Origin of the sequence: Aeromicrobium choanae (assembly GCF_900167475.1) — a bacterium.
Lineage (GTDB): Bacteria > Actinomycetota > Actinomycetes > Propionibacteriales > Nocardioidaceae > Aeromicrobium > Aeromicrobium choanae.
On the sequence record NZ_LT796768.1, the window covers coordinates 1,359,952 to 1,380,498 of the forward strand.

Below are 20,547 nucleotides of genomic sequence, written 5' to 3' on the forward strand. Positions count from 1 at the left end.
TGGTGTTCAGGTCAGAGCAGGTCGTGCAGGACGACCGTCTCCTCGCGGTCGGGACCGACGCCGACGGCGCTGATCCGCGATCCGCTGATCGCCTCGATCTCGCGCACGTACGACTGCGCGTTCGCGGGCAGGTCGGAGAGCTCCCGGGCGCCGCTGATGTCCTCGGACCAGCCCGGGAAGTACTCGTAGATCGGCTTCGCGTGGTGGAAGCCGGTCTGGGTCATCGGCATCTCGTCGACGCGCTCGCCGTCGACGTCGTACGCGACGCACACCGGGATCTGCTCGAACCCGGTCAGGACGTCGAGCTTGGTCATCACGAAGTCCGTGACGCCGTTGATGCGCGAGGCGTAGCGGGCCGCGGGCGCGTCGTACCAGCCGCAGCGGCGCGGGCGGCCCGTGGTGGTGCCGAACTCGCCGCCGTTCTCGCGCAGGCGGTCGCCGTCGGCGTCGAACAGCTCGGTGGGGAACGGGCCCTCGCCGACGCGGGTGGCGTAGGCCTTCACGATGCCGATCACGCGGGTGATCTCGGTGGGCGCGATGCCCGAGCCCGTGCACGCGCCGCCGGTGGTGGCCGACGAGCTGGTGACGAACGGGTACGTGCCGTGGTCGACGTCGAGCAGCGTGGCCTGGCCGGCCTCGAGCAGCACCGTCTTGTCCTCGCGCAGGGCGTCGTGCAGCACGAGCGCGGTGTCGGCGACGAACGGCCGCAGGCGCTCGACGTGGCCGAGCAGGGACTCCACGATCTCCTCGGCCGCCACCGCGCGACGGTTGTAGACCTTGGTGAGGATCTGGTTCTTGAGGTCGAGCGCGGCCTCCACCTTGGCGCGCAGGATCTTCTCGTCGAAGAGGTCCTGGACGCGGATGCCGAGGCGGTTCATCTTGTCCGCGTAGGTCGGTCCGATGCCGCGGCCCGTGGTGCCGATCTTGCGGCTGCCGAGGAAGCGCTCGTTGACCTTGTCCAGCGTGCGGTTGTAGTCGGCGATGATGTGCGCGTTGGCGCTGACGAGCAGTCGGGAGGTGTCGATCCCGCGCGCGTTCAGGCCGTCGATCTCCTGGAAGAGCACGTCGAGGTCGATCACGACGCCGTTGCCGATCACCGGCACGCAGCCCGGCGTGAGGATGCCGCTCGGGAGCAGGTGCAGGGCGTACTTCTCGTCGCCGATGACGACGGTGTGGCCGGCGTTGTTGCCGCCGTTGAACTTCACGACGTAGTCGACGCGGCTGCCCAGCAGGTCGGTCGCCTTGCCCTTGCCCTCGTCACCCCACTGGGCTCCGACGATCACGACTGCGGGCATGCGATGCCACCCCTCCACCAGACGGAAAGCCCCGCTACGGGGGCTCGTACTCGTCGATCCTACCGAGAAGTCGGCGTCAGGGGGCCACGGGCCCGCGACCGATGGGGCCACTGGGGCCGCCCAAATGAGACATCCGCACGAGTTCGCTCTGAGTGATGGACGTCACGGAATCCTGCAGTAGCCTTCCTGTAACTGCTCGTGTAACGGTGAGTTGCAGTGGGACTCCCCCCGGGCCCAACGGCACTCGAAGGAGGACTCCCTTGCATCCCCATCGCCTGACTCTCGTCCCGGCGGGAGACATCCACCTGTGGGTGCCCCGCTCCTCGACACTGCGCGCCTTCGCGACCGCTCCCCCGGACCCGCGGCCCGTCACCCCCGACCAGCAGCGCCGCCTCGACATCGCGAGCCTCCCGCGCCACGTCGACGACGAGGTCAACCCGTGGATCGGCCTGCGTGCCACGCTGCACGGCGCCGACTTCGTCTCCCTTGCCGGCACGCTGCGCCGGTTCTGCGCCCGCCACGAGAGCCTGCGGTGCATGTTCGTCCGCCGCGACGACGGCAGCTACGAGCGTCGCATCGTCGACGCCGAGCTGATCGGCTTCCAGCCGCGCCACGTGGGGCACTTCGCCGATCCGGGCGAGGCGTTCGACGCGGTCATGGCCGAGCTGGACGACCTCACCGGGCCGCTGTCATGGCCTGCCGCCACGGTGCTCACCGTCACCGACGAGAACGGCGACATCACCGTCTTCGCCGCCTTCGACCACGTGACCTTCGACGGCTACAGCGCCTACCTCACGATGGGCGAGCTCAAGCTGCACCTCGAGTCCGAGCTGAACCACGCGCCGCTGCCGACCCCCGTGGGCAGCTACGTGGACTTCGCCGTCGAGCAGCGCTCGATCCAGGACGCCATCACGGTCGACAGCCCCGCCCTCGAGCCGTGGCGGCGCGCCGCCGACCCCACCGGCAACCTGCCGGGCCTGCCCCGGGGCACGGGCGTCCGCCGAGGCGACCAGCTCCAGCACCGGATGCGCTACCCGACCTTCGCCGGTCCCCGGCTGAGCAGGGCCTTCCACCGGTGGTGCGAGCAGAACGACGTCCCGCCGGCGCTGGCCTTCACGGCAGTGCTGCTGCGCGCCATGGTCGCCGAGGAGGCCGAGGATCGCCTCACCGTGCTCATGTCGACGCACAACCGCCACCGGCAGGAGTGGCACCAGGCGATCGGCTGGTTCTCCGGTGTCGTGCCGATGACGGTCGAGATGGGGCGCGACCTCCCCCTCACCGAGCTCGCTCGGCGCACGGCCGAAGCGTGGCAGTTCGCCCGGACCGCCGAGACGATCCCGCTGCCGCTGGCCAACCAGCTGCTCGGCACCACGATGCGCCCCGCGGCGGTCGTGTCGTTCCTGGACTCGCGCCACTGCCCCGGTCGCGAGGGCTGGGAGGAGATGGACTCGACCGTCTTCCTGGGCGAGGTCGAGCCCAGCGACGAGATGCACCTGTGGGTCAACTCGATGCCGTACGGCACCGAGCTGGTCCACCGCACCCCCGACACCCCGCCCTGCATCGAATGGCTCGACCGCGTGATGAACCGGATGCGGGACCAGATGGTGGCGGTCACGCGTGAGGTCAACGATCCGACGGAGGCACTGGCATGAGGATGACCCGCATCGAAGAGCTCGACACGATCGACGGCGACGTGTTCCTGCTCCGCCCGTCCGAGGAGGCCTACGCCGCACTGGCGGCCGCGCCCGCGAACGAGCACCGGCCCTCCTACATGCAGGACCAGCACCTGCGGCTGCGCCGGGCGATGGAGCGGGTCGGTTCCGCCGACGCCAACTGGCTCGGCCTGTGCTTCGACGTGCCCGGACCCCTCGACGTCGACGCCCTGCACCGCGCGGCCACCGCGTGGGTCCGCCGGCACGAGGTCATGTGGGGCACCTTCCGCGACAACCCCGACGACCCCGACGGCGAGATGACGCGCCATGCGATCGCCCCCGAGGAGCTGACGCTCGGCGTCACGCCGCTCGGCTCGCACGCCGGACCGGAGGTCAACAACGTCCTGCTCAAGCACTTCAGCGACGCCGTCGACCCGATCGACAACTTCGGGTACGCGATCGCGGGCGTCTCGGGCGAGGACCGTTCCACGATCTTCTGCGGCTTCGACCACTGCTACGGCGACGGCTTCAGCGTCCTGCTGGGCTACATGGAGCTCTCACAGCTGTACACCAACGAGATCGGCTCCGAGCCGGTCGAGATGCCTGCCGTGAAGGGCTACATGACGTACGCGCAGGAGGAGCGCGCCGACGCGCAGCAGTACGACATCGACCACCCGTCCATGCAGTTCTGGGCCGACTACGCGATGGACGGCGTGGTCGCGCAGGACGGATTCCCCATGGACCTCGGCATCGCCGAGGGCGAGCGGTTCTGGCTGATCCCCATGGACTACGACATCCTCACCGCCGAGGAGTGCGACCGGCTCGAGGCCATCGCCAAGCAGGAGGAGGCCACGTTCCCGTCGGTGATCTACGCAGCGTTCGCGCTGGCCGCGCGTGACCTGGCCGGCAGGAGCGCCTACCGCTTCTTCAATCCCGTCGCCACGCGCGACACCCCCGAGACGCTCGTGACGATGGGCTGGATGATCAACGTCCTGCCCATCCACATCCCGGTGGGGCCCGAGGACACGCTCTTCGAGGTCGCCCGCGGCGTGCGCCAGAAGTTCCGCGAGGCCCGCGTCTGCGAGCCGGTGCCGGCGCTGCGGGTCATGGAGGTCGTCCAGGAGGTCTTCGGCTTCTCGCTCGAGGACACCCACCGGCCGGCGATCGTGTCCTACCTCGACGGCCGCATGATCCCCGGCCAGGAGAAGTGGGCCCAGGACCGGTTCCACGGGACGACCGGCCAGGGGTACGACGACAACGTGAACGTCTGGATCAATCGCACCCCCACCGAGCTCTACGTGATGTGCAGCGTCCCGCAGACGCCCACGGCCATCGAGAACGTCAACGCGTTCTTCACGTACGCCTCGGACGTCCTGCGAGGTGCGCTCACCCGCTAACGTCGTAGGGGTGAACTCCTGGCTGGCGGTCAGCAACGCGAATGCGGGCACCTCCGACGAGGAGGTCATCGCCCGGGCACTCTCGGCCCTGCGCGAGGTCGCCGACGTCGAGCACGTGGCGACCGATGACCCCGACGACCTCGCCGCGGCCCTGGCGAAGCACCCCGACGTGGATCTGGTGATCTCCATGGGCGGGGACGGCAGCCTCCACGCGGTCGTCCAGGCGCTGCACGACGCCGACCGGCTGCCGGGCACCCCGGTGGGGCTCGTCCCCCTCGGCACGGGCAACGACTTCGCCCGCACCCTCGACCTCTCCACCGATCCCGTGGTGGCCGCCCACGACCTGGCGAACGGCTCGGTCCGGCCGATCGACCTGATCCTGGACTCCACGGGACGCGTCGTGGTGAACGCGGCGCACGTGGGCATCGGCGCCGAGGCCGCCGCGCGGGCCGAGCCCGTCAAGCCGGCGCTGGGCCCGATCGCCTACGTGCTCGGGGCGATCTCCACCCTGTTCAGCCGCAGCGCCGACGTGCACGTGACGATCGACGACCGCACGCTCAGTGGTCGCGTGGCCCAGGTCGCCGTCGGCAACGGGCGCTTCGTCGGCGGCGGCGGCGAGCTGCTGCCGCACGCGGTGGTCGACGACGGGGCGATGGACGTGGCGGTCGCGTTCGCGGCTCGGCTGCCCCAGCGGATCGCGTACGCCCTGCACCTGCGCCGCGGGACCCACCCGGGTGCCGACTTCGTGCACTACACGCGCGCGCAGTCAGTGCGGGTGGAGGGCGAGCCCGTGCGCTGCACGACCGACGGCGAGCTGTCCGACCCGCGCACGGAGCACGGGTGGGAGCTGCTCGCCGGCGGCCTCGCGATGCGCCTGCCGGACTGAGTCAGCCGACGAGCGCGTCGTAGCCCTCGCGGCTCGACTCGCGCAGGAACTCGCGGCAGCGGTGCGCCTCCTCGACGTCGCCGAGCCGCTCGCTGGCCGTGGCCAGGACGGCGAGGGCGTGCAGGAAGCCGCGGTTGGCCTCGTGCGACCACGGCACCGGGCCGTGCCCGCGCCAGCCGTTGCGGCGCAGCGAGTCCAGGGAGCGGTGGTAGGCCGTGCGCGCGAACGCGTAGCCCTCGAGCTGCCGATCCTCGGCGAGCGCGGCATCGGCCAGGCGAGCCCACGCGGCCACCGAGTCGGGGTGACGCTCGGCGACCTCCTCGGGGGACGCTCCCTCGGCCAGCAGGGCCGCTCCCGGGTCTTCGGGCAGCAGGGTCTCGGGCGGTTCTCCCAGAAGGTTGGTCATGGTGAGCCAGCCTAGACGGGCGACCCCATCAGGAGCGCTGGTGCGTGTGCGCGATGTAGACGTCGCACGGTGCGTGCGCGGCCACGTCGCGGGCGATGCTGCCCAGGATGCGGGCCAGGCCCTGCACGCGCTTGTTGCCCACGACGATGACGTCGACGTCGAGCTCCTCGGCCGCACGGACCAGCGCGTCGGCGGGATTGCCCTCGGCGGCGCCGTACGTGACCTCGAGCTCGGGGAACTCCCGGCGGATCCCGGCGAAGACGTCGCTCGCGACGCCCTGGGCCGCCTGCTCGCTCGTGATCAGCAGCTCCTCGGAGCCGACGTCGATCCGCTCGGCCTCGAAGCTCCCGTACGCCGAGAGCACGTGCAGGCGGGCGCCCATCCCGGCGGCGAGCTCGGCCGCCTTGCGCGCCGCGGCGGCCGCGGGCTCGGTGTTGTCGACGCCGGTGAGGACGATCTTCGCCATGGTTTCCCCTTCATCACGCCGGGCTCGGACGCCCGGATGCCACTTCGGATCCTAGTGGGCCGCCGGGGGTGACAGCCCGGCTCGGGTCGGGGGTCCCGGTCACCGAGACCGGGCCCGGACGCGACGACGGCGGGGACGAAGCCGTCCCCGCCGTCGATCAGTGCGTCAGTGCGTGCCGGCGCTGCGCAGGTTCTGGCAGGCCTCGACGACACGCGCCGCCATGCCGGCCTCGGCGGCCTTGCCCCACGCGCGGGGGTCGTAGGCCTTCTTGTTGCCGACCTCGCCGTCGACCTTCAGGACGCCGTCGTAGTTCTGGAACATGTGGCCCACGACCGGGCGCGTGAACGCGTACTGGGTGTCGGTGTCCACGTTCATCTTGACGACGCCGAAGTCGACCGCGGCGCTGATCTCCTCGGGCAGCGAGCCCGAGCCGCCGTGGAAGACGAAGTCGAACGCGCGCTCCTTGCCGAACTTCGCGGCGACGGCGTCCTGCGCGGCCTTGAGCACCTCGGGACGCAGCTTCACGTTGCCCGGCTTGTAGACGCCGTGCACGTTGCCGAACGTCAGCGCGGTGAGGTAGCGGCCGTTCTCGCCCAGGCCGAGCGCCTCGACCAGCGCGATGGCGTCCTCGGGGGACGTGTAGAGCTTGTCGTTGATCTCCGCCTCGACGCCGTCCTCCTCGCCACCGACGACACCGATCTCGACCTCGAGGATGATGTTCGCGGCGTGCGCCTTGGCGAGCAGCTCCTGCGCGATCTCGAGGTTCTCGGCCAGCGGCACCGCCGAGCCGTCCCACATGTGCGACTGGAAGTACGGCAGGTCGCCGCCCTTCACGCGCTCGGCCGAGGCCTCGAGCAGCGGACGGACGAAGCCGTCGAGCTTGTCCTTGGGGCAGTGGTCGGTGTGCAGCGCCACGTTGATCGGGTACTTCTTGGCGACCTCCTGCGCGAAAGCGGCGAAGGCCAGCGAGCCCGAGACCATGTTCTTGACGGTCGGGCCGGAGAAGTAGTCGGCGCCACCGGTGGAGACCTGGATGATCCCGTCGCTGCCGGCCTCGGCGAAGCCGGCCAGGGCGGCGTTCAGCGTCTGCGAGGACGAGACGTTGATCGCGGGGTAGGCGAAGGAGTTGTTCTTCGCCTTGTCCAGCATCTCTGCGTAGACCTCGGGAGTGGCGACGGGCATGGGTCCTCCTGTGGGAACTCGTGTTGCGGGTCAGTATTCCACCGACGCGAGGTCGGCATGCTCACGGATCCAGGCGTGCATCGTGATCGCCGCGGCGGCGCCCGCGTTGATCGATCGGGTGGAGCCGAACTGGGCGATCGCGACGAGGCGCTCGCACACCGCGGCGGCCTCGGGCGTGAGTCCGGGGCCCTCCTGGCCGAACACCAGGACGGCGTCGCGGGGCAGGGTCGTCGTCTCGAGAGCGACGGCGCCCGGCAGGTTGTCGACACCGACCACGGTGAGCCCCGCGTCGGCCGCCCACGCGGCGAACGCGGCGACGTCCTCATGGTGCTGGACGTGGACGTAGCGGTCGGTGACCATCGCGCCGCGGCGGTTCCAGCGGCGCTTGCCGATGATGTGGACGCCACCGACGTTGAACGCGTTCGCGGTGCGCACGATCGAGCCGATGTTGAAGTCGTGCTGCCAGTTCTCGATCGCGACGTGCAGGCGATGGCGCTGGAGGTCGAGGTCGGCGACGATCGCCTCCACGGTCCAGTAGCGGTAGCGGTCGACGACGTTGCGGGTGTCGCCCTCACGCAGCAGCTCGGGATCCAGGCGCGGGTCGTCGGGCCAGTCGCCCTGCCACGGGCCGACGGTCACGACACTCCGTACTGCTCGCGGTACGCGCGGACGGCCGGCAGGTGCTCGGCGAACCGGCCGGTCTCCTCGAGGTACTCGATGATGTCGTCGAAGGTGACGATGGAGGTCACCGTGATCCCGTGGTCGCGCTCGACCTCCTGGATCGCGGAGAGGTCGCCCGTGCCGCGCTCGCGGCGGTCGACGGCCACGACCACGCCCGCCACCTCGGCGTCGAGGGGCTCGACCAGCGCGATGACCTCGCGGATGGCGGTGCCCGCGGTGATGACGTCGTCGATCACGAGCAGCCGGCCGCGCGGGGCGGCGCCGACGAAGAGGCCGCCCTCCCCGTGGTCCTTGGCCTCCTTGCGGTTGAAGCACCACGGCACGTCGCGGTCGTGGGCATCGGCCAGCCGCACCGCCGTGGCCGCCGCGAGCGGGATGCCCTTGTAGGCGGGCCCGAGCAGGACGTCGAACTCCGGTCCGGCGCCCGCGATCGCGTCGGCGTAGAACCCGCCGAGCGCCGCCAGCCGAGCCCCGGTGTCGAACGCGCCCGCGTTGAAGAAGTAGGGCGACGTGCGCCCCGACTTCAGCGTGAACTCGCCGAAGCGCAGGACCTCGTGCTCGAGGGCGAACTCGATGAAGCGGCGCTGGTAGTCGTGCACCCCGCCAGCGTAGGGGGCCTAGGTGCCCGGCTTGCGCTCGGAGGAGACGAGGTCGCCGACGACGACGCTGCGGTCGTCGGTGTGGAACAGCTCGGAGCAGGTGACGAGGGTGATGACGCGCTCGGTGGCCGGCTCCCCCTCCGCGTCAGGGTCGGGGACGGGCCACAGCGGCCACGACGTCGTGAACGGCACGCGGATCTCGTCGCCGTCCTGGCGCAGGACGTAGGTGTGGACGTGTGTGCGGGTCTCCACCACGACCTCGTCGCCGGCGCGCAGGTCGAGGAACTTGCGGAACGGCTCGCCGTGGGTGACCCGGTGACCCGAGAGCACGAGGTTGCCCACGCGCCCGGGCTGCGCGCTCTCCTCGTGCCGGCCCACGCCCTTGGCGAGCGTGGCGTCGTCGTCACCGTCGAGGATCGGCACCTCGAAGTCGGCGCCGAACCGCTTGATCCGCAGCAGGCCGACCCCGGCGATGGGGTCCTCCTGCGCCTCCCAGGCCTCCGAGATCTCGCCGCGAATGCGCTCGTGGTCGCGCTGGGCGACGACGTTGGTACCCCAGTACTGCCAGCCGACCCAGCCGAGGATCCCCACGCCGGCCAGGACCAGCACGACACCGAGCACCAGCACGAGGCGGGAGCCGAGCGAGCGCGCGGGGGCGGAGGACACGCCACCATTGTCGCGGGGCCGGCCTCACGTGCGACACCGACTCCGAGATCTCGCCGGAGAAGTTCGCGGTTTTGCTCCGGCGCTTGAGCGGCCCATGTATTCTGGAGCAGCAGGTTCGAGCAGCTCTTGAGCCGTCGTTCCTGCCGTCGGTCCGCCGTTTCACCCCCCGAGAACGGCGGGCCGACCTATGTCCGCCTCCAGTGGCCCCGAAGGTCCGATGGCCCCGCTATCGTCGATCCGGTGAGCAGGCGCAGCGCTCGACTCGGCGGCATCGGCACCACGATCTTCGCGGAGATGAGTGCACTCGCCGCGCAGACCGGGGCGATCAACCTCGGCCAGGGCTTCCCGGACGAGGACGGCCCCGAGGTGATCCGCCAGGCGGCGCGCGACGCCATCACCGCGGGACGCAACCAGTACGCACCCGGCACCGGCATCGCACCGCTGCGCGAGGCGATCGCCCGGCACCAACGCCGCTTCCACGGCATCGAGCTCGACCCGGCGCGCGAGGTCGTGGTGACGACCGGCGCGACCGAGGCCGTTGCGGCCGCCCTGCTCGGTCTGGTGAATCCCGGCGACGACGTCCTCGTGCTGGAGCCCTATTACGACTCCTACCGCGCCGTGATCCAGATGGCCGGCGCCCGTCACGTCGCGATCACCCTGCGCGCGCCCGACTTCCGGCTGCCCGTGGACGAGCTGCGCGCTGCCGTCACGCCTCGCACCAGCGCGATCGTCCTCAACACACCGCACAACCCGACGGGCTCGGTGCTGACGCCGCAGGAGCTGGCCGCCGTCGCCGAGGTGGCGATCGAGCACGACCTGGTCGTCGTCTCCGACGAGGTCTACGAGCACCTCGCGTTCGCCCGGCCGCACGTGCCCATCGCGACGCTCCCGGGCATGGCCGAGCGGACGGTGACCATCAGCAGCGCCGGGAAGACGTTCTCCTTCACCGGTTGGAAGATCGGCTGGGCCACCGGACCGGCCGACCTGGTGGACGCGCTGATGGGCGCGAAGCAGTTCCTCACCTACACCTCCGGCACGCCGTTCCAGCCGGCGATCGCCACGGCACTCGACCTGCCCGATGAGTTCTTCACGAGGCTGCGCGACGGGCTGCGCGAGCGCCGCGACCTCCTGTGCGCCGGGCTGTCCGACGCGGGCTTCGACGTCTTCGTCCCGGAGGGGACGTACTTCGCGACGACCGACGTGGCGCCCCTCGGCTTCGCGGACGGCCTCGAGCTCTGCCGCGCGCTCCCCCGTCTCGCCGGCGTCGTCGCCGTGCCGCACCAGGTGTTCCACGACGACCGGCCGGACGGCTCGAACCCGGGACGCACCCTCGTCCGCTGGGCGTTCTGCAAGCGCACCGAGGTGCTCGAGGAGGCGGTCGAGCGCCTGCGCGCTCTGCGCTCGACCTGAGTCCGACCTGCAACTCCCGTTTGCATGTGGCCCACCTCACACCTAGAGTCACGCCAACGGCATCTCGTAGGGGGACTCTCGTGTCACGACGGCTCAAGGCATTCCTGGTGGCGGCGCTCGGCGCCCTGGTCCTGGTCACCGGAGGGACCGGAGCCTCGGCCGAGTCGGGATGGTGGGTCGCGACGAGCACCCCCAGCCCGGAGTCCGAGGTCAACGCGACCGGCGAGCCGATGCGCGGCACGGGCGCGGGCGGCGAGGTGAGCGGCTTCATCGACGCCCACACCCACATGTTCATGGACCTCGGCATGGGCGGGAACGCGGTCTGCGGCTCCACCTGGAGCGAGAAGGGCATCGCTGACGCACTCAAGGACTGCGACCGTCACGGCGTCTCGATCCTGGAGAACCTGACGAACTCCGGCGCCGGCCGCGGACCCCTCGACGCGCACGACACCGTCGGCTGGCCCACGTTCAAGGACTGGCCGACCTACTCCTCCTTCACCCACCAGCAGATGTACTACAAGTGGGTCGAGCGGGCGTGGCGCGGCGGCCAGCGGATCATGGTCAACGACATGGTCTCCAACCCGGGGCTGTGCCCGATCCTGGGCGTCATCGCCGGCCCCAACAAGTACAGCTGCGACGACATGGACACCGTTCGTCGCCAGATCAAGGCCACCTACGACCTCGAGGCGTTCATCGACCGGCAGTTCGGCGGCCCCGGCAAGGGCTGGTACCGCGTCGTCAAGACGCCGGAGCAGGCGCGAGAGGTCGTGGCCGCCGGCAAGCTCGCCGTCGTCCTCGGCGTCGAGGTCTCCGAGCCGTTCGGCTGCAAGCAGGTGCTCGGCGCACCACAGTGCACCAAGGCCGACATCGACAAGGGCCTCGACGAACTGCAGGGCAAGGGCGTCTCGAGCATGTTCCTGTGCCACAAGTTCGACAACGCGCTGTGCGGCGTGCGCTACGACGAGAGCACGGCCGGACTGCTCGTGAACGCCGGCCAGTTCCTCACGACCGGCACGTGGTGGAACCCCGCGACGTGCCGCGAGGGCGAGGTCGCCGACAACACCGTCATCGGCGGCGTCCTGCCCAGCGAGATCGCCAGCGTCCCGGGCCTGCCCGCGGTGCTGCCGATCTACCCGAAGGGGCCGCACTGCAACCCGCGCGGCCTCACCGAGCTGGGCGAGTACGCCCTGCGCGGGATGATCAAGCGCAACATGATGGTCGAGCTGGACCACATGAGCGCCAAGGCCGCCGGCCGCGCCCTCGACATCCTCGAGGCGGAGGCCTACCCCGGCGCCCTGTCGACCCATGACTGGCTGTCGACCGACTACATGGACCGGCTCTACGGCCTCGGCGGCTTCGCCACGCAGTACGGGCACACGGCCACCGAGTTCGCAACGCAGTGGCGCGAGACGAAGCCGATGCGCGACAAGTACGGCGTCGCCTACGGCTACGGCACCGACATGAACGGCTTCGGTGGCACCGCCGCGCCGCCCGAGGACGGGGCGAAGATCTCCTACCCGTTCACCGGGGTCGACGGCACGGTCTTCGACCGGCAGGTCACGGGCGAGCGCACGTGGGACTACAACGCCGAGGGCGTCCCGCACTACGGTCTCGTCCCCGACTGGATCGAGAGCCTGCGCACCCTCGCCGGGTCCGCGATCGTCGACGACCTCGCGGCAGGTTCGGAGTCCTACCTGCAGACGTGGGGCGCCACCTCCGGGTTCCAGCCGGGCGCGAACCTCGCGCGGGAGGCGATCGCCTCGGCCAGCTCCACCGAGTGGAACCTGCTGACGGACCTGAAGCCCGGCCGCGCGATCGACGGCAAGACCTCGACGCGCTGGGCCAGCAAGTACGGCCAGGACGGGGCCTGGTTCCAGGTGGAGCTCGCGTCGGTGCGCCCGGTCAGCAAGGTCACGATCGAGTGGGAGAGCGCCTACGCGCGCCAGTACCGCGTGCAGACCTCGCTCGACGGGAAGCAGTGGCGCGACGTGGCCGTCGTCGGCTCCGGGAACGGAGGGCTCGACACCGTGAAGTTCGCACCGAGCTCCGCGCGGTTCGTGCGGATGCAGGGCGTCGAGCGCGCGACCCGCTACGGCTACTCGATCAAGGAGTTCGGCGCGTTCAGCTGAGGACGCTGAGGACAGAGGACCGCCCCAACCTCCCGATGGTGGTTGGGGCGGCGAGAGGCCGGTGCTGCTCCGGCCACCACCCGGGCCGAAGCACCTGGGCGGTGCCATCAACCTACAGGCGGCGTTCAAACCAACCTGAGGCGGGGCTCATGTTCGGGGGGTGCGCGTTCGGGGCGACGGCGAGCCCACCCCGCGCGGAAATGACGAAGGCGCGGACTCTGCCGGTGCAGAAATCCGCGCCATTCCAATGGTTCTGGTGGAGCCGCCTGTCAGAATCGAACTGACGACCTTCTCATTACGAGTGAGATGCTCTACCGACTGAGCTAAGGCGGCGCGATCCGGCGAGGATCACCCGCCGAACCAAGTGTGGACTATACCGCCTCGGCCCAGCGGGAAGGAAACCCGGGTTCTGTCCGTATGATCGGCCGCGTGGACGCACCGACCCAGGCCGAGCTCGACGACATCCGTGCCAGCATCGACAACATCGACGCGGCCCTCGTGCACCTCTTGGCGGAGCGCTTCAAGTGCACCAAGCGCGTGGGGAGGCTGAAGGCCGAGCACGACCTCCCGCCGGCCGATCCCGAGCGCGAGTCGCGCCAGATCGAGCGGCTCCGCTCCAAGGCCTTGGAGGCTGACCTCGACCCCGCGTTCGCGGAGAAGTTCCTGAACTTCATCATCAGCGAGGTCATCCGCCACCACGAGGCGATCCGGGACTGAGCGCTGCCGAGCGACGCGTGATCTCGATACGACGTCTCGCTTCGCTGGCCGCCACTCGATCACCGGCGCGGCCGGGTCACTCCTTGCAGACCGTGCCGTCCTTCGGGACGGTGCCGCCGAAGTAGGCGTCGACCGCCTCGCGGATGCACGCGTTGCCCGACGTGTAGGCCGTGTGGCCGTCGCCCTCGCGGGTGAGCAGGACACCGGAATCGAGCTGGTCGGCCATCGCCTCGGACCACTCGTACGGGGTGGCCGGGTCGCGGGTGGTGCCGACGACCAGGATCGGCGGCGCGCCCTCGGCGGTGACTGCCTGCTGCGGGTGGTCGCCCTTGATCGGCCAGTCGTGACAGGCCATGACGCCCCAGCCCAGCGAGGCGCCGAACACCGGGGACACATCGCGGAACTGCGGGATGAGGGCCTTCGTCTCGGCGGCGCCCGGCGCGTCGTCGGAGTCGAGGCAGTTGATCGCGTAGATCACCTGCCCGGAGTTCGAGCCGAAGGAGCCGTCGGGCTTGCGGTCGAAGTAGGTGTCGCTCAGCACCAGCATCACCGTGGGGTCGCCCTTGACGAGGCCGCGCAGCGCGCTGGTGAGGTACGGCCAGGAGTCCTGGGAGTACAGCGCCATGGCGATGCCGTAGAACGCGCGCCCCTCGGTCAGCAGCCGTCCGCCCGGCGCCTCGAGCGGATCCTTGCTGAGCTGGCCCATGAGCGTGGTGATCGTGGACATGCCCTCGCTCACCGAGTCGCCGACCGGGCACTCGTCCTCGTCGAGGCAGGAAGCGAGATAGGCCTTGAGCGCCGCCTGGAACCCGGTGGCCTGCCCCAGCCCCTGGCCCGCGGCGTCAAGGGTGACGTCGACGGCGCCGTCGAGAACCATCTTGTCGACCTTCTCGGGGAACAGGTCGGCGTACGTGGCGCCCAGCTGGGTGCCGTAGGAGAAGCCGAACCAGCGCATCTTGTCCTGCCCCAGCACGGCACGGGCGATGTCGTGGTCGCGGGCGGCCTCGTCGGTGGAGACGTGGGCGGAGAGCTCGCCGGAGTTGTCGCGGCAGGCGGCGCCCATCTCCTCGACCGACCGCGTGAGCGCGGCGATGCCCGCCTCGTCGTCGGGGTCGGGATCGGTGTCGATGAAGGCGTCGAACCGCTCGTCGGTCAGGCACTCCAGGGGCGTGCTCTCGCCAACGCCGCGCGGGTCGACGCCGATGACGTCGTTCGTGCGCCGCAGGTCGTCGGGCAGCTCGCTCGCGAGGTAGCCGACGAAGTCGAGCGCCGAGCCGCCCGGACCACCGGGGTTCGTGAAGATCGCGGACTCGCGGTCGCCGGTGGCCGGGACGCGGCGCACGGCCAGGCGGAGCGTCTCGCCGTCGGGACGGGCGTAGTCCACCGGGACCTCGATCGTGGTGCAGCGGTCTTCGCGGCAGTCGCGCCACGTGGGCTTCTGGGCGTAGAACCGCTCGAGGCCCGCCGGGGCGGTCTCGCCCGTGGGCTTGGGGTCGGGGGCCGGTCGATCGATCAGGAACAGCGCGCTGACCGCACCCGCGACCAGCGCGACCACGAGCACGGAGACCAGCGCGATCACGGTGAAGCGCCTCATCCGAGGAACCTCGACATCATGTGCTCGAGCGCCAGCTGGGGCGCCGCGTTGGCCTGGAGCGCGTCGCGGCAGGCCACGATCGCGTCGATCGACCCCAGCGTGCCCTCGGGCGTCGTGCGCGCGGCCATCGTGGCGATGTCGTCGGCGACGTCGGCGTTGATCGCCTCGGCGTCGGTGCCGAGCTGCAGCGTCAGCACGTCGCGCTGGAAGGACAGCAGGTCGAGGAGCACGCCGTCGATGGCGTCGCGCGCCATCCGCTTGCGCCGCCGCTCCTGCTCCTTGGTGAGGGAGGACAGCGCGCCCGCGTACCCGGCGGGACGACGGCCCCGCTCCTCGACGCCCCACGACTCCTGGAGGTTCGACAGCTCGCGGGCGTCGAGCACGTCGCAGCGCTCCTTGGCCCGGGCCGTGGCCTCCTGGTCGATCCGCTGGGCGGCGCGGAAGCAGTCGCCCAGGCCGCGCAACCCGACCGGCAGCGACAGGATCTCGGCCCGCCGGCGACGGGCGTCGGGATCGCGCGCGAGCCCGCGCGCCCGGCCGATGTGTCCCTGGGCGGCGGCCGCCGCCCGCCGGGCGACGTCGAGCTCGATGCCGTCGCGCTCGTGCAGCAGCTGGGCGATCGCCGAGGCGGGAGGGGTGCGCAGGAGCACGGGACGGCACCGCGACCGGATCGTCATGATGACGTCCTCCACGGCGGGCGCGCACAGCAGCCACACCGTGCCCGGCGCCGGCTCCTCGATCGCCTTCAGCAGCGCGTTGGCGGCCTGGTCGGTGAGCCGGTCGGCATCCTCCACCACGAGGATCTGGTAGCGCCCCTGCGACGGGTGCAGCGCCGCGCGCCGGACCGCGTCGCGAGCCGCGTCGACGCCGATGCTGAGCCCGTCGGTGTTGATGACGGCGATGTCCGGATGGCTGCCGGCCGCCGCGGTGACGCACGAGCGGCACGTGCCGCAGCCACCGTTCTCGCACTGCAGGGCCGTGGCGAACGCGATCGCGGCGTTGGAACGCCCTGAGCCGGGCGGCCCGGTGAACAGCCAGGCGTGGGTCATCTGCCCGGCCACGGCGGAGCCCAGGGTGGCGACGACGTCGTCCTGTCCGACGAGCTCGGCCCAGACGGGCGCCGTCACGCCTCGACTCCTCGGGCCTGGGCCAGCCACGGCCCGACGGCGGCGACGACCCGGTCGTGGATCGCCTCGGGCGACTCGCTCGCGTCGAGCACGACGTAGTGCGCGGGATCGGCCGCCGCGAGGTCGAGGAAGTGCTGGCGCACGCGCTCGTGGAACTCCACCGGCTCGCCCTCGATCCGGTCGGGCTCGCCGGCCCGGCCGAGGCCGATCCGCGGATCGACGTCGAGCACGACCGTGAGGTGCGGCCGGAGGTCGGCGGTGGCCCAGCGGGCCAGCGACTCGAGCTCGCCGACGTGCAGGGCGCGTCCGGCGCCCTGGTAGGCGAGCGTGGAGTCGACGTAGCGGTCGGTGATGACCACCGCCCCGTCGGCCAGGGCCGGAAGGATCAGGGTGTCGACGTGCTCGGCCTTGTCGGCGGCGTAGATCAGGGCCTCGGTGCGAGGCGAGAGATCGCCCGTGGCCGGATCCAGCACGATCGAGCGCAGCATCGCGCCGACCCCGGTGCCCCCGGGCTCACGGGTGAGCAGCGCGGTCTTTCCCTGACTCTCGACCCACGTGGCGAGCAGGTGCGACTGCGTGGACTTGCCCGATCCCTCGCCGCCCTCGAACGCGACGAAGACGCCGACCTCGGTGACGAGGGGGTCGTCCGTTGGCTGCATGGGGCGAGCCTAGTCGGCGCAGCCGACACCCGGACCGATGGTGCGCGGGACCCGCGCTACTCGACCGTCTCGAGGTCGGGACCGAGCAGGAAGCTGTGGGTGAAGCCCGCGATCGCCGCGCCGAGCACCGGCGCGAGGATGAAGATCCACACCTGCATGAGCGCGTCGCTGCCGGCGAACCAGGCCACGCCCAGCGATCGCGCCGGGTTCACCGAGGTGTTGGAGACCGGGATGCTGATGAGGTGGATCAGGGTCAGCGACAGGCCGATCGAGAGCCCCGCGAAGCCCACGGCCGCGCGCTTGGCCGTGGCGCCGAGGATCACGTAGAGGAAGACGGCCGTCAGCACGACCTCGATGAGCGCCACCGAGAGCAGGTTGTAGCCCATCGGCGAGCGGTCGCCGTAGCCGTTCGTGGCGAAGCCGGACTCGACCGCGTCGAACCCGCCGTCGATGCCCCGGGCGATCACCAGCAGCACGGCGCCGGCCACGGTGGCGCCCGCCACCTGCGCGACGACGTACCCCGGCAGGTCCTTCCACGCGAAGCGCTTGGCCATCGCGAGGCCCACCGAGACCGCCGGGTTGAAGTGCCCGCCGGAGACGTGGCCGAACGCATAGGCGCCGGTGAGGACGGTGAGGCCGAAGGCGAACGCCACGCCCAGCCACCCCACCCCGACCGCCATCTGCGCGTCGGCGGGGATCGCGGTCGCGGCGAAGATCGCCGTGCCACAGCCGCCGAAGACCAGCCAGAAGGTGCCGAGCCCTTCGGCGCCCAGCCGCTGAGCCATCGTGTACGTCGGGATCTCGATCATGGCCTGCTCCGATCGGTGAAGACTGTCTTCACCGTAGGGCACGATCGAGGTCGCGGGCGAGACCTTGGCCCGCGTCCGGGTCAGGACTTCTTCGCCGGCGTCTTCTTCGTGGTCTTCTTCGCGGCGGTCTTCTTGGCCGTGGTCTTCTTCGCGGCCGGCTTCTTCGTGGCCTTCTTGGTCGTCTTCTTGGCGCCCTTCTTGGCGGGCCCCTTCGCGCGACGCTCGGCGAGCAGCTCCACCGCACGCTCGTGCGTCAGGGTGGCGATGTCGTCGTCCTTGCGCAACGTGGCGTTGTACTCACCGTCGGTGACGTAGGCGCCGAAGCGACCGTCCTTGGCCACGATCGGCTGGCCGCTCGTGGGGTCCTCGCCCAGCTCCTTGAGGGGAGCGGCGGCGGCACGACGACCGTAGGTCTTGGGCTGGGCGTAGATGGCCCGCGCCTGCTCCTCGGTGATCGTGAGCAGCTGCTCCTCGCTCTCCAGCGAGCGCGAGTCGGTGCCCTTCTTCAGGTAGGGCCCGTAGCGACCGTTCTGCGCCGTGATCTCCTGGCCCTCGGCGTCGGTGCCGACCACGCGCGGCAGCGTCAGCAGGCGCACCGCGTCCTCGAGGGTGACCGAGTCGAGGTCCATCGACTTGAACAGGCTCGCCGTGCGCGGCTTGGCGCTCTTCTTGGCGTCCTCGGGCAGCGCCTCGGTGACGTAGGGACCGTAGCGGCCGTTCCGGACCACGACCTCCAGGCCGGTCTCGGGGTGGGTGCCCAGCACCTTCTCCATGCCGGCCGGGGTGGCCAGCAGCTCCTTGGCCTTCTCGAGCGTGAGCTCGTCCGGGGGCAGGTCCTCGGGCACGTTGGCGCGGGTGGGCTGCTCGCCGCCGTCCTTCGCCGCGACCATCGGCGGGCCCTCGACGTAGGGGCCGTACCGGCCGACGCGCACGGCGATGTCCTCGCCGAGGTCGAACGTGGCCAGGCCACGCGCGTCGATCTCGGGGAGGTTGTCCACGAGCCGCTTCAGGCCGGTGTCGTTCTCGTTCTCGCCGGCCCAGAAGGCCTCGAGGACGGACACACGGTTCTCGCGGCCGTGCGAGATCTCGTCGAGCACGCCCTCGAGCTCGGCGGTGAACTCGTACTGCACGAGGCGCGGGAAGTGCTGCTCCATCAGGCGGATCACGCTGAACGCGACCCAGGCCGGCACCAGCGCCGTGCCCTTCTTGTAGACGTAGCCGCGGTTCTGGATCGTGTTGACGATCGAGGCGTAGGTGGAGGGACGGCCGATCTCGCGGTCCTCCAGCTCCTTGATGAGGCTGGCCTCGGTGTAGCGCGCCGGGGGCTTGGTCTGGTGGCCCGCGGCCGCCAGCTCGACCGCGGTGACGCGGTCGCCCTCGGAGAGGTTGGGCAGCTTCGTCTGCTGGTCGTCGCCCTCGGCGTCGGGGTCCTCGGTGGACTCGACGTACGCCTTGAGGAAGCCGTGGAAGGTGATCGTGCGGCCGGACGCGCCGAACTCGACGTCGCGACCGTCCTCGGTGGCCGCGCCGATGCGGATCGACACCGAGTTGCCCTTCGCGTCGGCCATCTGCGAAGCGATCGTGCGCTTCCAGATCAGCTCGTACAGCTTGAGCTCGTCGCCCGACAGGCCGGTCTGCTTCGGGGTGCGGAAGCTCTCGCCGGCGGGGCGGATCGCCTCGTGCGCCTCCTGGGCGTTCTTGACCTTGGAGGTGTAGACGCGCGGCTGGTCGGGGAGGTAGTCGGCTCCGTAGAGCTCCTTGACCTGGGCGCGCGCGGCCTTGAGCGCCGTCTGCGAGAGCGTGACGGAGTCGGTGCGCATGTAGGTGATGTAGCCGCCCTCGTACAGCTTCTGGGCGATCGACATCGTGCGCTGGGCGCCGAAGCCGTGCTTGCGCGAGCCCTCCTGCTGCAGCGTGGTGGTGCGGAACGGCGCGTAGGGCCGGCGCGTGTAGGGCTTGGACTCCACCGAGCGGACCGCGAACTCGCGACCCTCCAGCGCGGTGGCGAGGCCGGCGGCCGTGGGCTCGTCGAGGTGGACGACGTCGCCCTTGAGGGTGCCGGTGCTGTCGAAGTTCGAACCCGAGGCGACGCGCTTGCCGTCGACCGTGGCCAGCTTGGCCGGGAAGCGCGAGGGCTCCTTGTCGCAGCCGAAGGTGGCCTCGAGGTCCCAGTAGGAGGCGGTGCGGAACGCCATCCGGTCGCGCTCGCGCTCGACGACGAGGCGGGTGGCGACGGACTGCACGCGGCCGGCGGACAGGCCGCTCATGACCTTCTTCCACAGGACCGGGCTGATCTCGTAGCCGTAGAGGCGGTCGAGGATGCGGCGGGTCTCCTGCGCGTCGACGAGGTCCTGGTCGATGTCGCGAGGGTTGGCGATCGCGCGGTCGATCGCCTCCTTCGTGATCTCGTTGAAGGCGATGCGCTTCACCGGGACCTTCGGCTTGAGCTCATCGAAGAGGTGCCACGCGATGGCCTCGCCCTCGCGGTCCTCATCCGTCGCCAGGACGAGCTCGTCGGCGTCCTTCAGGAGCCGCTTCAGCTCGGTGATCTGCTTCTTCTTGTCGGCGGGGACGACGTAGACCGGCTCGAACCGGTTGTCGACGTCGACGCCCAGCCGTGCCCAGGACTCACCCTTGTACTTGGCGGGGATCTGGTCGGCTCCCTGAGGCAGGTCGCGGATGTGGCCGACCGAGGAGGAGACGACGTAGCCGTCCCCCAGGTACGCGGCGATGCTGCGCACCTTGTTGGGCGACTCGACGATCACCAGTGATGTCACGTTGGGTTCCTCCGAGCAGGCCGAATGGGGATGTGGGGCCGTGGGAGGCCCACCGTAGCGCTTCCTGTCAACCATTTTTCTCACCGGCCTCAGCC

18 protein-coding genes and 1 tRNA gene are annotated in these 20,547 nt (G+C 70.7%); 6 read left to right on the top strand and 13 right to left on the bottom strand.

Annotation, left to right across the window (positions count from 1 at the left end):
• Nucleotides 1-11: 11 nt before the first annotated feature.
• Nucleotides 12-1,295, bottom strand: a complete 1,284-nt coding sequence (locus B5D60_RS06705; RefSeq protein ID WP_078699435.1) for an adenylosuccinate synthase — start codon at nt 1,293-1,295, stop codon at nt 12-14.
• Between the two features lie 260 nt (nt 1,296-1,555).
• On the opposite strand from B5D60_RS06705, the gene B5D60_RS06710 reads away from it, so the two are divergent.
• Genes B5D60_RS06710 through B5D60_RS06720 form a run of 3 tightly spaced genes read left to right on the top strand, consistent with a single transcriptional unit; the run spans nt 1,556 to nt 5,230 of the window.
• Nucleotides 1,556-2,947 carry a condensation domain-containing protein gene (locus tag B5D60_RS06710; RefSeq protein WP_172806284.1) on the top strand — a complete coding sequence of 464 codons (1,392 nt, stop codon included), beginning with the start codon at nt 1,556-1,558 and terminating at the stop codon, nt 2,945-2,947.
• The gene (locus B5D60_RS06715) at nt 2,944-4,344 is read left to right on the top strand and encodes a condensation domain-containing protein (protein ID WP_078699437.1); all 1,401 of its coding nucleotides are present in this window, start codon (nt 2,944-2,946) and stop codon (nt 4,342-4,344) included. Before B5D60_RS06710 ends, B5D60_RS06715 begins: the two co-directional genes overlap by 4 nt.
• A 10-nt stretch (nt 4,345-4,354) precedes the next feature.
• Nucleotides 4,355-5,230, top strand: a complete 876-nt coding sequence (locus B5D60_RS06720; RefSeq protein ID WP_172806286.1) for a diacylglycerol/lipid kinase family protein — start codon at nt 4,355-4,357, stop codon at nt 5,228-5,230.
• Between the two features lies 1 nt (nt 5,231).
• Here the strand turns inward: B5D60_RS06720 and B5D60_RS06725 are convergent, their stop codons facing one another.
• The 6 genes from B5D60_RS06725 to B5D60_RS06750 form a co-directional block, all read right to left on the bottom strand.
• Nucleotides 5,232-5,636: a DUF3151 domain-containing protein gene (locus B5D60_RS06725; protein WP_078699440.1), complete on the bottom strand. Its 405-nt coding sequence runs from the start codon at nt 5,634-5,636 to the stop codon at nt 5,232-5,234.
• A 28-nt stretch (nt 5,637-5,664) separates the two neighbouring features.
• Nucleotides 5,665-6,102, bottom strand: a complete 438-nt coding sequence (locus B5D60_RS06730; protein ID WP_078699442.1) for a universal stress protein — start codon at nt 6,100-6,102, stop codon at nt 5,665-5,667.
• Nucleotides 6,103-6,267: 165 nt separating this feature from the next.
• Nucleotides 6,268-7,284, bottom strand: a complete 1,017-nt coding sequence (fbaA, locus tag B5D60_RS06735; protein ID WP_078699444.1) for a class II fructose-bisphosphate aldolase — start codon at nt 7,282-7,284, stop codon at nt 6,268-6,270.
• Nucleotides 7,285-7,314: 30 nt separating this feature from the next.
• Nucleotides 7,315-7,923 (bottom strand): TrmH family RNA methyltransferase, encoded by a 609-nt coding sequence (locus B5D60_RS06740; protein ID WP_078699445.1) that lies wholly within the window; start codon nt 7,921-7,923, stop codon nt 7,315-7,317.
• Nucleotides 7,920-8,564, bottom strand: a complete 645-nt coding sequence (gene pyrE / locus B5D60_RS06745; RefSeq protein WP_078699446.1) for an orotate phosphoribosyltransferase — start codon at nt 8,562-8,564, stop codon at nt 7,920-7,922. The genes B5D60_RS06740 and pyrE overlap by 4 nt, the downstream gene beginning before the upstream one ends.
• Nucleotides 8,565-8,582: 18 nt before the next feature.
• Complete coding sequence (locus tag B5D60_RS06750) at nt 8,583-9,230, bottom strand: sortase domain-containing protein (RefSeq protein ID WP_078699447.1); 648 nt, start codon at nt 9,228-9,230, stop codon at nt 8,583-8,585.
• A gap of 240 nt (nt 9,231-9,470) precedes the next feature.
• On the opposite strand from B5D60_RS06750, the gene B5D60_RS06755 reads away from it, so the two are divergent.
• Both B5D60_RS06755 and B5D60_RS06760 read left to right on the top strand, forming a co-directional pair.
• Nucleotides 9,471-10,640, top strand: coding sequence for a pyridoxal phosphate-dependent aminotransferase (locus B5D60_RS06755; RefSeq protein WP_078699449.1), 1,170 nt, complete (start codon nt 9,471-9,473; stop codon nt 10,638-10,640).
• Between the two features lie 80 nt (nt 10,641-10,720).
• Nucleotides 10,721-12,769 (top strand): discoidin domain-containing protein, encoded by a 2,049-nt coding sequence (locus B5D60_RS06760; protein ID WP_078699450.1) that lies wholly within the window; start codon nt 10,721-10,723, stop codon nt 12,767-12,769.
• A gap of 257 nt (nt 12,770-13,026) precedes the next feature.
• Here the strand turns inward: B5D60_RS06760 and B5D60_RS06765 are convergent.
• Nucleotides 13,027-13,102 (bottom strand) — tRNA-Thr (locus B5D60_RS06765).
• A gap of 84 nt (nt 13,103-13,186) precedes the next feature.
• Between B5D60_RS06765 and B5D60_RS06770 the strand changes: the two genes are divergently transcribed.
• A complete protein-coding gene (locus B5D60_RS06770; protein ID WP_078699451.1) occupies nt 13,187-13,486 on the top strand; it encodes a chorismate mutase in 300 nt (99 codons plus the stop codon).
• Between the two features lie 76 nt (nt 13,487-13,562).
• Here the strand turns inward: B5D60_RS06770 and B5D60_RS06775 are convergent, their stop codons facing one another.
• The 5 genes from B5D60_RS06775 to topA form a co-directional block, all read right to left on the bottom strand.
• On the bottom strand, nt 13,563-15,080 hold the full coding sequence (locus B5D60_RS06775) for an alpha/beta hydrolase (protein ID WP_078699452.1): 1,518 nt from the start codon (nt 15,078-15,080) through the stop codon (nt 13,563-13,565).
• Nucleotides 15,077-16,207 (bottom strand): DNA polymerase III subunit delta', encoded by a 1,131-nt coding sequence (locus tag B5D60_RS06780; protein ID WP_078699453.1) that lies wholly within the window; start codon nt 16,205-16,207, stop codon nt 15,077-15,079. Before B5D60_RS06780 ends, B5D60_RS06775 begins: the two co-directional genes overlap by 4 nt.
• Nucleotides 16,204-16,866 carry a dTMP kinase gene (tmk, locus tag B5D60_RS06785; protein ID WP_078699454.1) on the bottom strand — a complete coding sequence of 221 codons (663 nt, stop codon included), beginning with the start codon at nt 16,864-16,866 and terminating at the stop codon, nt 16,204-16,206. The genes B5D60_RS06780 and tmk overlap by 4 nt, the downstream gene beginning before the upstream one ends.
• A 56-nt stretch (nt 16,867-16,922) precedes the next feature.
• On the bottom strand, nt 16,923-17,675 hold the full coding sequence (gene aqpZ / locus B5D60_RS06790) for an aquaporin Z (RefSeq protein ID WP_078699455.1): 753 nt from the start codon (nt 17,673-17,675) through the stop codon (nt 16,923-16,925).
• A gap of 80 nt (nt 17,676-17,755) precedes the next feature.
• A complete protein-coding gene (gene topA / locus B5D60_RS06795) occupies nt 17,756-20,452 on the bottom strand; it encodes a type I DNA topoisomerase (RefSeq protein ID WP_231948986.1) in 2,697 nt (898 codons plus the stop codon).
• Nucleotides 20,453-20,547: the final 95 nt, after the last annotated feature.

Bases quoted from the DNA above. Each gene is read 5' to 3' on its own strand.
- B5D60_RS06705 (WP_078699435.1), bottom strand. From the start codon at position 1,295: ATGCCCGCAGTCGTGATCGTCGGAGCCCAGTGGGGTGACGAGGGCAAG.
- B5D60_RS06715 (WP_078699437.1), top strand. From the start codon at position 2,944: ATGAGGATGACCCGCATCGAAGAGCTCGACACGATCGACGGCGACGTG.
- B5D60_RS06725 (WP_078699440.1), bottom strand. From the start codon at position 5,636: ATGACCAACCTTCTGGGAGAACCGCCCGAGACCCTGCTGCCCGAAGAC.
- B5D60_RS06730 (WP_078699442.1), bottom strand. From the start codon at position 6,102: ATGGCGAAGATCGTCCTCACCGGCGTCGACAACACCGAGCCCGCGGCC.
- fbaA (WP_078699444.1), bottom strand. From the start codon at position 7,284: ATGCCCGTCGCCACTCCCGAGGTCTACGCAGAGATGCTGGACAAGGCG.
- B5D60_RS06770 (WP_078699451.1), top strand. From the start codon at position 13,187: ATGATCGGCCGCGTGGACGCACCGACCCAGGCCGAGCTCGACGACATC.
- B5D60_RS06775 (WP_078699452.1), bottom strand. From the start codon at position 15,080: ATGAGGCGCTTCACCGTGATCGCGCTGGTCTCCGTGCTCGTGGTCGCG.
- tmk (WP_078699454.1), bottom strand. From the start codon at position 16,866: ATGCAGCCAACGGACGACCCCCTCGTCACCGAGGTCGGCGTCTTCGTC.
- aqpZ (WP_078699455.1), bottom strand. From the start codon at position 17,675: ATGATCGAGATCCCGACGTACACGATGGCTCAGCGGCTGGGCGCCGAA.